This is a genomic window from Mucilaginibacter frigoritolerans (genome assembly GCF_007830615.1).
Lineage (GTDB): Bacteria > Bacteroidota > Bacteroidia > Sphingobacteriales > Sphingobacteriaceae > Mucilaginibacter > Mucilaginibacter frigoritolerans.
The window spans coordinates 14,590-28,911 of record NZ_VLLI01000005.1 but is presented as its reverse complement, the minus strand read 5'-3'; the positions used below and the strand labels follow the sequence as shown (position 1 = coordinate 28,911).

General features: G+C 40.6%; 12 protein-coding genes. 9 read left to right on the top strand and 3 right to left on the bottom strand.

The window, feature by feature from the left end; all coding sequences use genetic code 11:
* The first annotated feature begins 85 nt into the window (after positions 1 to 85).
* Together JN11_RS09295 and JN11_RS09290 are read left to right on the top strand one after the other, a co-directional pair.
* Complete coding sequence (locus JN11_RS09295) at positions 86 to 1,297, top strand: glycosyltransferase (RefSeq protein WP_144911933.1); 1,212 nt, start codon at positions 86 to 88, stop codon at positions 1,295 to 1,297.
* Between the two features lie 185 nt (positions 1,298 to 1,482).
* Positions 1,483 to 4,086 carry a non-ribosomal peptide synthetase gene (locus tag JN11_RS09290; protein ID WP_144911931.1) on the top strand — a complete coding sequence of 868 codons (2,604 nt, stop codon included), beginning with the start codon at positions 1,483 to 1,485 and terminating at the stop codon, positions 4,084 to 4,086.
* 323 nt (positions 4,087 to 4,409) lie between these two features.
* Here JN11_RS09290 and JN11_RS09285 read toward each other — a convergent pair whose 3' ends face one another.
* The 3 genes from JN11_RS09285 to JN11_RS24720 form a co-directional block, all read right to left on the bottom strand.
* Entirely contained in the window at positions 4,410 to 4,805 is a 396-nt protein-coding gene (locus JN11_RS09285; protein ID WP_144911929.1) for a VOC family protein, read from the bottom strand.
* Positions 4,806 to 4,867: 62 nt separating this feature from the next.
* Complete coding sequence (locus JN11_RS24725; protein WP_246138975.1) at positions 4,868 to 5,311, bottom strand: helix-turn-helix transcriptional regulator; 444 nt, start codon at positions 5,309 to 5,311, stop codon at positions 4,868 to 4,870.
* Positions 5,308 to 5,583: a helix-turn-helix transcriptional regulator gene (locus tag JN11_RS24720; protein ID WP_246138974.1), complete on the bottom strand. Its 276-nt coding sequence runs from the start codon at positions 5,581 to 5,583 to the stop codon at positions 5,308 to 5,310. The genes JN11_RS24725 and JN11_RS24720 overlap by 4 nt, the downstream gene beginning before the upstream one ends.
* Positions 5,584 to 5,881: 298 nt before the next feature.
* Between JN11_RS24720 and JN11_RS09275 the strand changes: the two genes are divergently transcribed.
* The 7 genes from JN11_RS09275 to JN11_RS09245 all read left to right on the top strand — a co-directional run bounded on the left by JN11_RS09275 (position 5,882) and on the right by JN11_RS09245 (position 14,200).
* Positions 5,882 to 6,424, top strand: a complete 543-nt coding sequence (locus JN11_RS09275; RefSeq protein ID WP_170227728.1) for a Crp/Fnr family transcriptional regulator — start codon at positions 5,882 to 5,884, stop codon at positions 6,422 to 6,424.
* A 62-nt stretch (positions 6,425 to 6,486) separates the two neighbouring features.
* Entirely contained in the window at positions 6,487 to 7,239 is a 753-nt protein-coding gene (locus JN11_RS09270; RefSeq protein WP_144911925.1) for an SDR family oxidoreductase, read from the top strand.
* Between the two features lie 137 nt (positions 7,240 to 7,376).
* Positions 7,377 to 8,345 carry an NADP-dependent oxidoreductase gene (locus JN11_RS09265; RefSeq protein ID WP_144911923.1) on the top strand — a complete coding sequence of 323 codons (969 nt, stop codon included), beginning with the start codon at positions 7,377 to 7,379 and terminating at the stop codon, positions 8,343 to 8,345.
* A gap of 384 nt (positions 8,346 to 8,729) precedes the next feature.
* Positions 8,730 to 9,122 (top strand): BlaI/MecI/CopY family transcriptional regulator, encoded by a 393-nt coding sequence (locus JN11_RS09260; RefSeq protein WP_144911921.1) that lies wholly within the window; start codon positions 8,730 to 8,732, stop codon positions 9,120 to 9,122.
* Positions 9,123 to 9,132: 10 nt separating this feature from the next.
* Complete coding sequence (locus JN11_RS09255) at positions 9,133 to 11,043, top strand: M56 family metallopeptidase (protein ID WP_144911919.1); 1,911 nt, start codon at positions 9,133 to 9,135, stop codon at positions 11,041 to 11,043.
* A 144-nt stretch (positions 11,044 to 11,187) separates the two neighbouring features.
* Positions 11,188 to 13,629 carry a TonB-dependent receptor gene (locus JN11_RS09250; protein WP_144911917.1) on the top strand — a complete coding sequence of 814 codons (2,442 nt, stop codon included), beginning with the start codon at positions 11,188 to 11,190 and terminating at the stop codon, positions 13,627 to 13,629.
* A gap of 265 nt (positions 13,630 to 13,894) precedes the next feature.
* Positions 13,895 to 14,200: a hypothetical protein gene (locus JN11_RS09245; RefSeq protein WP_144911915.1), complete on the top strand. Its 306-nt coding sequence runs from the start codon at positions 13,895 to 13,897 to the stop codon at positions 14,198 to 14,200.
* The last annotated feature ends 122 nt before the right edge of the window (positions 14,201 to 14,322 follow it).

Below are 14,322 nucleotides of genomic sequence, written 5' to 3'. Positions count from 1 at the left end.
ACAAATCACCTGCCTTAAAATAAAGGCTTCAGGTTTCCATACCCGGTAATACAATATAAACAAAACAAGTAAGGCAAATTACAATATGAAAGTAGTAATAATACACACGGACCTCCGTGTTTATTGGAAGGGAAGGCTAATGTTTCTGCATAAGTTTTTAAAGTCACAGGGGATTGATTTTTATGCAATTGAGCTGTTTGGTAAAGGATCCCCTTATGATTTCGAAACTTTTAATAAAACCGAGACTTGGTGGGATTGCTTATTCCCGGAAGACAGTTGCGGTGAGCTTACCAAATATCAGATAAGAGATAAAGTATTTTCGAAACTAGATGAGCTGGATCCCGATGTGATTATTGCCGGGTCAATTGTTTTTTATTCCGGGGCGTTGGGCCTTCGATGGGCGAAAAAGAACAAAAAGAAGCTCATTATGTTTGACGACGGTAAGCCATCATGGATAAAAAGAAATTTAATAATACAGGGAATCAAAAACTTGATTACAAATCAGGTTGATGCACTTTGGCTGCCTTCAATGGAATACGATTCTGAATATGTCCCAGTGTACAGTAAAGAAAATATGCGGTATCTGTATGGCTTTGATTGTATAGATAACGAACTTTTTAAATTTGCACACAATAAGGAGATAACCAACAAAAAGATTATTTGCGTTTCAAGAATGGTTCAGAAGAAAAACGTTCTGGGCTTGCTGGAAGCGTGGAAATTTATTGAAAGCCACGATGACACCTATACCCTGATAATAATTGGTGATGGGCCTTTATTTCCTGAACTAAAAAGCTCTGCCCTATCAATGAACCTCACTAAAGTAATTTTTTTAGGGGCTATTGATAACGACAAAATCCCGGCGTATTTATATTCGGCCGACGCTTTTATCTCGCCAAGTTTTTATGAAAGTTGGGGATTAGTGGTCAATGAAGCCATGGCTGCAGGTTTGCCGGTACTACTTAGTGACAAGATAAATTCGGGATTAACGCTTTTAAAGGATGGTGAAAATGGCTATGTGTTTGACCCAAGCAATCAACTAGAATTACAGGATAAAATTCTGGACTTCATACAATTATCTGACGCTGCAAAAACAATGATGTCTACCAGGTCGCTAGAGATTATTGACACCATGAGTTTTAAAATTATGGGAGATGAATTGCTGGCTACGCTGATTTTCCTGGAAACCGAGCCATGTAAAAGGAGTTGGATTATTCCCCGCATGATCACTAACTTCTGGTACGGGCGATATAATACCATTGAATGGAATACTGTTAAAGTAGCAGCATTACCGAATTAGAGCCAATAACCTGAAATGCTGATTATTGTTTTATTCGCACAATTGTAGCCGATTTTGGGGTAAGAAAATTATAAACGTATCATTCCTAGCAGGTTTTTTTTGAAAAATATAATGGATCCATTAATTAACCTTTTTTTACGTTTTGAAGTTTGTTTGATTAATGGTTGATAAAAAATACAAATTACATGAATCGCAATATATCTACATACAATGGGAATCCTCCTGATTTGGCTAAGGATCATCTTCCATTCAAAGCACTCCATCATTATATTGATGAGTGCGTAAAAAAATACCCCCATCGTACTGCAATAAAATTTAATGACAGTATTTGGTCGTATCAAACCTTATGCGAACATTCAAATAAGCTGGCTAAATTATTAATAGATAATGGCATCCAAAAAGGCGACATCGTCGGCGTGGCGGTTGATCGTTCCCCTGAAATGATTGTCTCGTTATTAGCTATCCTTAAAACAGGAGCAGCCTATCTTCCGCTCGATCCTTTATATCCAAAGGATCGGGTTGAGTTCATGTTATTGGATTCATGTGCAACGATGCTTTTGACATCAAAAAAATACCAAAAATATTTCCTCAGCAATGCCACCGAACTTTTAATCGAAGATGCCTGGGAAAAGTTGGAAACCTACGATCCCGGAGAGCCTGGAATATCTGTTAATCTAAATTGCCTCGCATATATCCTCTATACCTCAGGTTCATCAGGAACCCCAAAAGGAGTTATGGTCACTCATCAAAACCTGCTCAATTTTCTGTTCAGCATGCAAAAAACACCCGGCATTAATGCAGAAGATAAACTATTGGCAATATCTACCATTTCCTTTGACATTGCTGGTCTTGAGTTATACCTGCCCCTCATCAGCGGAGCACAAATCGTATTGGTAAGTACCGAAACCGCACAGGACGGATGGTTGTTGCTTGATGTTATAAAAAAGGAAAAGATTACCATTATGCAGGCCACCCCTTATGCATGGCAAATGATAATTGCGGCAGGTTGGGACTACTTTCTGCCTTTAAAAATCATTTGCGGGGGCGAACCACTGACAAGGCACCTTGCCGAATTACTTTTATCGCGCTGTAATGAACTTTGGAACCAATATGGGCCAACAGAAACCACTGTTTATTCAACACAAAAGCTGATTAAAAGTGCTGATGATATTACAATCGGTAAACCAATAAACAATACAACCATTTATGTCCTGGATGAATTGCAGAACAACCTCTCTCATGGCGAGACGGGAGAAATATTTATCGGAGGCGACGGTGTAACAAAAGGGTACATCAATAAGCCCTATATGACGGCTGAAAGATTCATCAACGATCCTTTTTCAGAAAAACCACTTGCAAAAATGTACCGTACGGGTGATTTAGGACGATTCACCAAAAATGGTGAGATACAATGCCTTGGGAGAATGGATAACCAGGTAAAAGTGCGTGGTTACCGGATAGAGCTTGAAGAGATCGAACATGCCTTAATGAAGGAAAAAGACATAAAAGATGCTATAGCAACCGTAAGAAAAGATAGTCCAGGCGGTGCTAGTCTGGCAGCTTATATGGTTTTAAATGCTGATGCCAAGAATACTGGTACAGAGTTAAGAAAGGCCGAACTAAAAAAAATGTTGTTAAAAAACCTTCCCGCTTATATGGTTCCCGATCATTTTGTTTTCATACCATTTGTACCATTAACACCCAATGGAAAAATTGACCGAAATGCATTGCCAAAACCAAACATCACTGGAGAACACAACAATACTCCGTACATAGCACCAGTAACTGAATTGGAAAAACAACTTGCATCTGCATGGAGAGATTTAATGGGGATTGAACAGATAGGCATCTACGACAACTTTTTCGAACTAGGCGGCCATTCGCTTGTTGCTGTGCAGATAATGGCCCGTATTAAAAAGGTTACCGGCAAACGTTTGCCTATTGCTGCTTTATTAAAATATCCTACGATTGGCGAATTGTCTATACACCTTAATGACACAGCCTCAAACTGGCAGGCCCTTGTAGCAATAAAACCAAATGGCTCCAAACCGCCTCTTTATATTATACATGGTGAAGGTTTAAATGTGCTGTATTTTAGTTCCCTCGCCATTAACCTGGATAAAGAACAGCCCGTTTATGGATTACAGGCAAGGGGACTTGAAGGAGACGCGCCATTGGAGGTTATGGAAGAAATCGCCGCCAGCTATGTAAAAGAAATTTTGGATCAAAACCCAACCGGTCCATACTTGCTGGCTGGTTACTCTTTCGGCGGATATGTTGCAGTGGAGATGCGAAGACAACTGGTTGAAAGAGGAAAAAACGTTAGGGTAATAATTTTTGATACTGATGCCGAAAAGTCAAAATACAAAAGCTGGTCGTACCTTCTTCCCCGAAAAATAAAAAGGCATTTGCCCACTGTTATTGCATCGGTAAAGTATTCATTGTCCCACCCCAGCAGTGCATTTCGGAATGTGTTAGAAAGACTGCGCGTCAAACCGAAGCAAAACGAGGAATCGAAGGAGTTTTACAGGCAGATAAAAAAAGTAAGAAACAAGTTAAGAATCGCCCTGGCCAATTATTCAATTGAACCATTTAACGACAATGTATACCTGTTTAAGGCAAAGATATGTACGCATTATATAGATGATACCGAGTTTCTGGGGTGGAAAAAATATGCTAAAAAAGGAGTTGAAATCAATGAAGTCCCGGGCGACCATCTCTCAATGCTTTTGCATCCAAATGTTGAAGATTTTGCCTCAGTTTTGCAGCGCTCTATTAATGAATTTTAAGGTCCATCTACGGATAAATCAAAACCCCCATAGGTTTATTAAAGATTTGGAGCTGGTATAAACTGATTATCGAAATTTTATTTACCATAAGCTTTAATTAAAGCCGTACAGCAAAAATTCATTTTACAACAGCTATGGCTATGCCATCGTGTACTACAGCTTCAAAAAGTTCCTTGTTCATATTAATCTGTAATAAAAGGCTAGTTATTTAATGTCTCTTAAATTTAAATCAAGTGAGTCACTTTTTATGTAACGATTCGAGCCCACTCTGGGGACAAAAATTTAATCTATACAGAAGCGCGCAAATTGCGCGCTTCTGCCAGTTAACTAAATTTTTTTATAGCATCGGCCGTAACCGGTGTGAAAAAGTTAATTAAATTGCCATCCGGATCCCGAAATAATAACGAACGATTACCCCATGGCATTGTGGTTGGTTCTTGAACAATGTTATCAATAAGATACTTGATCCTCTCAAATTCCTCATCCACATTCGCAACTCGAAACTCAATGATTACGCTGTTATTACTGGCCGGGGTTACTAAACCTTCACCAAATAAGCTCATTGTTCTTGTACTTCCTATAGCCAGGGTAGCCGTTCCGGTAACTAATTCTGCGAAGTCATCAGTGTACCATTGAGCGGATGACCCGGTTACCTGTTCAAAAAATTGAACTAAAGTTTTGATGTTAGCAGTTATAATTCTTAAGGATGTTAATTTCATGATATTGCCATTTATTACTTAATGTTTTTACAAAAGTAATATGGCGCTATGACAACAGTATGTCAGGGGTGCCGGAAGTTTTTTTCTTTATCCTTTAAATATGAGGCAAGTGTTAATTCATGGGGTTTGAAACTTGTATCAATCTGGGTGACGTTTATTATTTTATCTAGATTAAACATCCGGTAATCTTGTCTTAATCTGCAATAAGCTATGAGCGACCAGTTTTCTTGCAGCGTATAATACAAGGCAAATGGCTCGATGCTTCTTTTTGTAATTTCATTTTTAGATGCCGACCTGTAAGTGATATTTAATACCTTGAAGGATGTTAATGCATTTTGAATTACAGTTAAAGAGTTGCTCGTTATAGAATTGGGTATAGCGGGGCTTACAGCAATTCTGTTCTCTAATAATTCTACTTTGTCTTTAGTTGTATATGATAGTACTGCTCTTATCTTATTGATTGCTCCTGAATATGCGGTAATTAAAGAGCTGTCACTATTTTTCATAACCACTGTTCAATCGTTATCAAAGCATTTGCCTCATCTTCTGTAAACATAACAGGTGGAATTCTATACCCATCCATTAATGAATATCCCTTTCCATCTTCCGTGTATATAGGAACACCCGCATGTTCCAAAACTTTAATATCTCTATAAATTGTCCTGACACTTACATCAAATTTTTTAGCAAGTGTAGTGGAAGTTAAAATCCTTTTAGATTGCAATTGCGTTAAGATTGCTGTAAGTCTTGAAATTCTCCTGGTATCGTTATTATTCATGCGGCTTACTTATTTTTAACGAAGTAGTATATACAAGTGTGACCCGCTAATTTAAAGAATCCAAATGTACTTATCGGCCCCATAGCCCGGAAAGTATTAGATCTGATTAAACAGACTTTAGATCGTTCAAGAGTTTTAGTTGTTTTAATAAGTGGTTCGAATTCTGCCCAGTATGGGGGTCTGGTGATAATAAAAAGCATAAAATTGTCATCGATTTACTTTTGCTTAACTTTACATAACTATGTCTGAAAAAGGAATCTCTAGCTGGCTTACAAAACAAATTCGCCATTACATCCCCGTGACGGATGAGGCCGCCGTTAACATTGCCGCTTCGTTCAATTGCCGGAAAGTATACAAAGGCGAATTCCTGCTTAAGGAAGGCCAATATGGTGATTGGTGGGGGTTCGTCTATCAGGGGTTGTTCCGGTCTTATTCGTATGATACCGAAGACACCGAATACACGAATGGCTTTTTCAGGGAAGGCTCGTTTACTTGTGAATTAGTAAGTTTCTCCGGTGCTGCAGTCAGCCAGACCAACGTGGTAGCGTTGGAAGATTCCGTCATCCTTTGTGTAAACAGGGCCACCTTAGATTCCCTGTTCAGAGATTATCCCAATTTTGAAAGGTTTGGCAGGCTGTTATATGAAAAGGTTCTTGTCAGTTACAAACAGCGTAACCTTTTCAGGGTAAGGCTTAATGCGCGTGAACGTTATCTTCATTTCATTAAAAATGAGCCGGAACTCATCAAAAGGGTCCCATTAAAGTATATTGCCTCTTATCTAAGTGTAACCGATACAAGCTTGAGCCGCATTCGCCGGAACATGCGACAATTGGTTGGCTGATTTCTTGTCTTTAGGCAAGCGTAAACAACTTCGGGTCGTACTATCTTGCAAAAAAACACAAGATGGAAATACGATCAAAAATAGCTCTAATTACCGGGGCCAACAGGGGGTTAGGCTTCGAAATTGCGCGTCAGTTAGGTAAAAGGCAAATCAAAGTTTTGATAGGTGCCAGAAATGCCGCCGCTGGCCAGGCAGCCGTTAATGGTTTGATAGCCGAAGGTATTGATGCATTATTTATTCTACTTGATATAACCGAAACCAACAGTATTGACAAAGCCGTCCGGATTGTTACTGAAAAGTTCGGCTATTTGGACATTTTAGTCAATAATGCCGCTCGCTTACCTAAAGCAACTGATAGCGGCTTACCAAGTCAGGTAAGTCAGGAACTATTACTTGAGTTTCTGGAAACTAACTTTCTGGCACAAGTAAACGTAACCCAATCTTTTCTACCATTGATTAAGCAAAGTACAGCTGGTCGTATCGTCAATATGTCTTCTTCAATTGGGTCGGTAACTATCTCCAGCGAACACTTGCATCAAAATGGGCCTAAGCCGCCACGCATTCCATATGCTGCTTCAAAAGCAGCATTAAACATGTTCACTGTAATATTGGCTAAAGAGCTGAGACAGGACGGAATAAAAGTTAACAGCGCCGATCCCGGTCTTACCCAAACGGACGCCGGTGGACCGAATGCACCTTATACCGTTGAACAAGGCGCCCGGCCGGCTGTATGGTTAGCTTGCCTTGATGATGATGGCCCTACCGGATGCTTTTTTACCCATGTAGAGGAGCACGTAGTTAACAACCCATGGTAATACTGGGGAACACACATATTTAAAATTTCAATAAAGAGTAATCAAAAGTGAGCGCTGACAATCCGTTCCCGTTAAAATTTCAAAACAGATAATTGAGCAGTCGCCCCCTAAAGGTAAAGACATCTAAAATAAAACATATGACAGAGATAATTGAATCAACTCCAGGCACATTGTCTGGCAAAGCTATTACCTACGAAGGCCTGGGCGGCCCGGAAATAATTAAAATTGTTGAGCGAACCGTGCGGCCACCTGAAGCAGGAGAAGTTCGCATCCGTGTAAAAGCTGCTGGGGTTAACCCAACTGATGAACTGTTGCGTGAAATTGAAAATAGCACAGTAAGATTCCCTGTAGTTCCCGGCGCAGATGCGGCAGGTTTGATTGAGTCGGTCGGGCCTGGCGTATCACGGTTTCAGGTCGGCGATGAGGTAATGGCGGCTCTAACGGCGTACCGGCCGGATGGCGGCGCCCAGGCAACATACATTGTTGTACCGGCATCGTCAGTTGTTTCTATGCCCAAAGGAACAACCTTCGAGCAAGCAGCTGGCCTGCCCATGAACGGATTAACCGCTCTCCGTGCTATTGAATTGACGGAACTGAAAGCGGGACAGGTTCTAGCTATTACCGGTGGCGCAGGTGTTCTGGCGCACTACACTATTGCTGCTGCTAAAAAACTGGGGCTGACAGTTATCGCTGATGCAAAACCGGAGGAAAGCGACCTGGTACGCAGCTATGGCGCTAACTTCGTTGTAGAACGCGGAGATGGCTTCACCGATGCGATTCGTCGGCAATTTCCAGGAGGCGTTGATGCGCTTATTGATACAGCAGTGTTGGTCACAAAGAGTTTCCCTGCAATTCGTAATGGGGGCATATACATTGCCGTACGCCGCCTAAGTGACATTTCAAAAGAGCGAGACATCCAAATTAAGATGGTGTGGGTACCAGATGTATTGGAAAATACGAAGGGGCTCGACTTGCTGCGGGAAATGGTTGAAAGCGGTGAAATTGAGCTTAAGGTTGCCGGAGTGTATGCGCCTGAACAGGTTGCCGACGCACAACTAGCGCTTGCAGCCGGGGGATTACGTGGTCGGCCAGTAATCGTGTTTTAACAGAAAGGCAAAAAAATACAAAACAGCTTAGTTAAAGCAACAACAATAATCTTTAGATTATCTGAATACTACTTAGTAGCTAACAGGTAAAATATTACTATTTTACCTGTTATTTGAACTTTTCCCCATCTACTAACTTGCTCAATTAAGGGAATGGGAATAGCCTCCTGCCCATTAGGACAATATTCAAATTTGCTATTTCTTAATAGTTTCTCTGTTCTTATTTCTTATTCAGTACTGATAGTCTGGAACAAGGATTTTTATGGCTATCTTCTGCATACTCATTTGATTAAGAGCATATTGATGAGCATGATTATAAAAGGTACGAAAAAATTCCTATGTAAAATTTGTTTCGTACGAAATTTTTCCTATGTTTGTATCAAGATGAATTTGAAAGATCAAAATAAACAGGTAGATCCTACCAAATCTGAGCTTGAAATACTACAGGTACTGTGGGATAAGGGGCCTTCAACTGTCCGTGAAGTTAACAACGAATTGCTTAAACAAAAAGAGGTGAACTACACCACTACCCTCAAGTTGATGCAGATCATGGCGGATAAAGGTATCCTTAGCCGCGATGAAAGCCAAATGAAACATATTTACAGCGTAGCCGAGGAAGAGCAAAAAACCAAGGCGTACCTATTGGATAAGTTTGTAGACTCAATGTATAAAGGTTCAGCCAGTAAGCTTGTGTTGCAAATACTCGGCAATAAAAACACATCCAGGCAGGACCTGCAGGACATAAAAGAACTGATCAAAAAATTGGAAGAAGAATAAAAATAAAGCCATGAAACACATCATTGACAACCTATTTTCGGACCATTTGATGACTGCAATTAGCAGTACGCTTATTCACTCTTTATGGCAGGGTGCGGTGCTTTCTGCTGTAATAGGGCTAGTGATGACCTGTACACCTAAGGCATCGTCTGCCAAACGTTACAACCTGTTGGTTGGAGCAATGACACTATTTGCTGTTGCTGTGGCAGGCACATTTATCATTGAATTTAACAATACGGGATCCCCTATCTTGTTATCCGCAGAACATCCTGCAATTAATCCCGGGCCTATCCAGACCGGAGTAACAGTGCATTCGGCGGCATCTCCAGTTTCCATTATTGAAACCATCAGTTCGTATCTTAACAGATATGCAGCAAGTATAGTATGGATATGGCTTTTGATCATGTGCGTGCGCTGCGTACAGCTAACTGTCGGCCTTCGTGGTGTATATAACCTGCGCCACAAAAATATATCCGCCATCGGTAGTTATTGGGAAGAACGGGCACATCAGCTTTGTGTGCAATTGGGCATTAAACGATTGGTTGGCATAGCCCAATCGGCTAGGATAAAAACCCCTGTGGTGATCGGCCACTTTAAGCCCCTGGTATTAATCCCCGTCGGCATGTTTACTTCATTATCGGTAGAAGAAGCAGAAGCTATTCTGCTTCATGAACTCGCACATATCCGGCGCACCGACTACCTGATCAACCTATTGCAAAGCTTAATGGAGATTGTGTTCTTTTTTAACCCAGCTGTGCTTTGGCTATCGGCACTGATAAAAGCTGAGCGCGAAAACTGCTGCGACGATATGGCATTGCTACGGAGCAGTAAAGTCAATTATATCAAGGCACTGGTGGCATGCGAGGAATATAATCAGCCATTTCTGGCTTACGCTATGGCTTTAAGAGGTAATCATGGCAGTCTGAAAAACCGTGTTAACCGCATCATTTCCAACAAAAACTTGTCGTTGAATAGCAGGGAAAAGTCTTTACTGGCGGCTTGCCTAATTGCAACAGGTATATTTGCTACAGCCTTCACAAATGGCGAAAAGCTTAATAAACTGGTCATTTCCACCAGGAAAAGGGCAATTGAAACTCTTACCTCATCAAATAACAACAACAAAAGCAGCAAGGCATCGTCTTACAGAAAAGACAATCTGCAACAGGTAAAGCCCGCACCAAATGAAGCGCTAAGCGTTGCTGAAGTTGCAGAGCCTGCTGAACAGTTAAAAAACAAAACTGATAATAATGATGTGGTTCAGCACGATACTACAAAGCTTATCCACAATAACACCAGCCTAGGAAAATTAAGTACTCTAGGAAATGACCCCAAAGCAGCAAAAAACAGGTTTGAACATGACGCCGACCAGACAAACAGTATCATCAGCGACATGATTAACGATGGTATTGTTATCAGCCGGGACAATCTATCATTCAAGATAGGTACTGATGAATTTGTTGTAAACTATAAAAAACAACCTGAAGATATCTACAAAAAATACAGGACGAAATACGTACCAGACCAGCAAAGTGGCGATTGGACTTGGTATTACCAGTTCGACCAGGATAAATACGCCGCAATAAACAAATCTTCCCGTTTATATGAGCATGTTGCAAATCAATACAGCGAAACTGCAAATGCATACAATGCACGGGCAGCCGACTATTATTCCCGTACCGAAGATGACGCAAAAACCGATGCTGACCGGACAAATAGTATGATCAGCGACCTGATGAAAGACGGAATTATTACCAGTCCGAAGGACCTCTCATTTAAGATCGGAAATAATGGATTTATCGTAAACTACAAAAAACAAGCGGAAGAAATTTATCAAAAATACCGTGCCAAATATGTCGCGGACAAGCAAAACGGCAATTGGGGTTGGTATTATCGTTTCGACGAGAATAGAAAGCTGCAATAAACAAAATACCCTAAAGACGCCTTTTAAGCAACCCTAAAGTTTCATAAAAAAATTACATGCCAAAGTATGCCAGGATAGCTATGTCCTTTTTGGAAAATATACTAGCTGAATAAAAAAGAAAAAAATCACTTAACCCCACAAGATATGAAAATAAAAATAACGGCTTTTTTAGCCGCCTGGCTTACTATTGCCTCAACTTTTGCCTATGCACAAAAAGGGTTTAAATTTACAGGCAAAGTCACCGGAACGGATGATAAGCCCTTGGATGGCGCTACATTGTATCTGGTACGAGCGGTAGATTCAACGCTGGTTAAAACGGCAATTACCGAAGTAAATGGTATGTACGCTTTCGACCGCATCCCGCAAGGCGCCTATAAGGTAACCGTCAGCATGGTTGGTTTTGAAACTTACAAAAGCGCTGTTATAAACCTGGATAAAGACCTGACCTTGCCTGCAATTATTTTAAAGCAAAAAGGCACGGTATTGAAAGAGGTGGCTGTAACTACAACCAAACCCTTAATTGAGCATTTGATAGACCGAACAGTAGTTAATCCCGGTGCACTGATCAGTAACTCGGGTACTTCTGCGCTGGAAGTACTGGAGAAATCGCCTGGGGTAATGGTTGATGAAAATGGCACCATCAGCTTGAAGGGGAAAAGCGGCGTGATGGTGTATATTGATGACAAACCCACCTACCTTTCGGGCGACGACCTTGCCAATTACCTGCGTGCCATGCCCTCTGCGAATATCGACCGGATCGAATTGATGCCTAACCCTCCGGCAAAATACGATGCTGCAGGTAACGGTGGTGTGATCAACATACGCACTAATCATATAAAAGAGGTTGGTTTTAACGGCAACCTCAACCTTTCCATTAACCAGGGTAGGGAAACGCGCAGTAACAATAGCCTTAACCTTAATTACCGGTACAGTAAGCTCAACATATCCGCGGGCTTTAATTATTTCAATAATAATTTTTATAACGATCTCGACATCAACCGTTATTTCGATCAGTCTGTTACAGGTGTTAGCCCCATTTTTCTACAGGAGTCGATCAGACGCCGTACCGCGCGGGGCTACAGTGGAAGAATTAACGTGGACTATTATGCTTCCGATAAAACAACTTTTGGAATTGGCCTGAGCGGATTGATTAATCCACTCATAACCAAAACACTGAGCACAAGCAAACTGCTTAGTACGCAAAATCAGCTCGACTCTACCATCATTGCCAATGATTACCAGAACAGACAATTTAAAAATGGGGGCATAAACCTGAATTACCGTCATCAATTTGATAAAAAAGGTACAGAACTAACCTTTGATGCGGATTATATTAATTACAATACTCAGCAGAATCAGTCTTATGACAACAATAGCTATTATCCCGATGGCACGCTTTACTACAACGATCTGCTAATAGGTAACCTGCCTTCTGATATCAATATTTATTCAATCAAAACAGATTTTACGCACCCTTTGATCAATGGGTTTAAACTGGATGCCGGTTTAAAAACAAGCTTCACGCAAACCAATAACATTGCTGATTATTTTAATACTGTAAATGACGTAACCACACCCGATTATAGTAAAACAAACCATTTTATTTATAAGGAAAACATCAATGCGGCTTATGTCAATGCTTCGAAGGACTTAGGGCGTTTGTCTATACAGTTTGGGTTACGATTTGAAAACACGGTATCAGAAGGGCATCAATTGGGCAATGTACAGGTACGCGATTCTTCTTTCAAGCGGAATTACAACAGCCTTTTTCCTACCTTTTACATGCAATATAAACTCGATTCGGTGGGAAACCAACAATTGGGATTCAATTATGGCAGGCGCATTGACAGGCCCTATTACGCAGATCTGAACCCATTTTTATCGCCGATAGATAAGTTTACTTATTATACAGGCAATCCGTACCTGTTGCCTACTTATTCAGACAATTACGAATTATCGTACACGCTAAAATGGGTGACTTTTACGCTCGACTATTCTCATACCAAAGATGATGTCGACGAAACAATCGAAATTGAGAATGGTATCTATTACAGCCGGCCAGGTAATATCGGCGAAACTTATACTAAGGAACTCGATATCGACGGCGGGTTCGACGCAGCAAAATGGCTGAACGTTCAACTATTTACCAGTATTAATTTCACGCACTACATCAGTAATTTCTATACCGGGCCCTTGGATACACATGGCGTAAGATACTTCGCACATCCGGTGCTCACTTTTAAACCAGGAAAAGACTGGACGATACAAACCGATGGCCTCTATCAATCGAAATTCACTTCCACGCAATTCCTGATCGGCAAACGGGAACAATTCAACAGTGCGGTCTCTAAAAAGCTTTCAAAAAGCACTACGTTAAAATTATCCGCAAATGATATATTCCATAGTTCTGTAAACAGTGGTATGATCAACTACCTGGCTGGTACCAAACTAGCCAATTACCGCAATGTGAGCGATAGCCGCTATGTGCAATTATCACTATCATACAGGTTTGGTAAAACCATCAAAAATCAGCGTCAGCATGAGGCCAATGGCGCTCAAAGCGAGGAAAATCGTGTCAAGAATTGATGATTGAGGGTAATTGAACCTATCATTTTTGATCAAGCACCTAAAAATGAATATTGTCCTTTAATGCCATCCTATAGATCTTGCCCAACTCATGATAGCAATGATTAAATTGACGTCAGATTACAATTAGCAAAGAATGGATATATCGTTGAATTACCTGAAGCGAAACTATTCATGACGATTAGCAATGCCCCATATATCAACCATTGCTAATCGTCATGATAAACCAAGTTGTTTACCTATGTGAAACAACGTTGATTAGCTTATGCCAAAGACATTAAAAAGCAAGAAATCAGATATACCACAATATAGTCTACAAAAATTCAAACCCGTACACCGTCAGGACAATAATCCCTCAAAATTTGGGTCTAATCAAATACAAACATCAAAGAAGATCATAGAAGGCTTTGAACTCTATTCGAGTGACGGATTAATAACCTCAATGGGGCCTTTGAAATCAGAGTTCTACAGGATCAGCATAACAGTATCCAGCACCCTTGATATGAACATAGGGCTAGAAGCCTACCAGCATTTGCCCCGGACACTCGCTTTCACATTTTTGCTTTATTAAAAAAACAGCAAAACCTTGGTAGGGATAAGACGCTTTCAATAAAATCCAAACATTTCATTGGCATTATACTTATTTAAATTGGGGATTTAGTTCAATAAACATTTCCTTATCTTTCTCGTCTG

Coding starts and splice junctions, on each gene's coding strand:
- JN11_RS09290 (WP_144911931.1), top strand. CDS start 1,483: ATGAATCGCAATATATCTACATACAATGGGAATCCTCCTGATTTGGCT.
- JN11_RS09260 (WP_144911921.1), top strand. CDS start 8,730: ATGAATTTGAAAGATCAAAATAAACAGGTAGATCCTACCAAATCTGAG.
- JN11_RS24725 (WP_246138975.1), bottom strand. CDS start 5,311: ATGAAAAATAGTGACAGCTCTTTAATTACCGCATATTCAGGAGCAATC.
- JN11_RS09270 (WP_144911925.1), top strand. CDS start 6,487: ATGGAAATACGATCAAAAATAGCTCTAATTACCGGGGCCAACAGGGGG.
- JN11_RS09265 (WP_144911923.1), top strand. CDS start 7,377: ATGACAGAGATAATTGAATCAACTCCAGGCACATTGTCTGGCAAAGCT.
- JN11_RS09245 (WP_144911915.1), top strand. CDS start 13,895: ATGCCAAAGACATTAAAAAGCAAGAAATCAGATATACCACAATATAGT.
- JN11_RS09295 (WP_144911933.1), top strand. CDS start 86: ATGAAAGTAGTAATAATACACACGGACCTCCGTGTTTATTGGAAGGGA.
- JN11_RS09285 (WP_144911929.1), bottom strand. CDS start 4,805: ATGAAATTAACATCCTTAAGAATTATAACTGCTAACATCAAAACTTTA.
- JN11_RS09250 (WP_144911917.1), top strand. CDS start 11,188: ATGAAAATAAAAATAACGGCTTTTTTAGCCGCCTGGCTTACTATTGCC.
- JN11_RS09255 (WP_144911919.1), top strand. CDS start 9,133: ATGAAACACATCATTGACAACCTATTTTCGGACCATTTGATGACTGCA.
- JN11_RS24720 (WP_246138974.1), bottom strand. CDS start 5,583: ATGAATAATAACGATACCAGGAGAATTTCAAGACTTACAGCAATCTTA.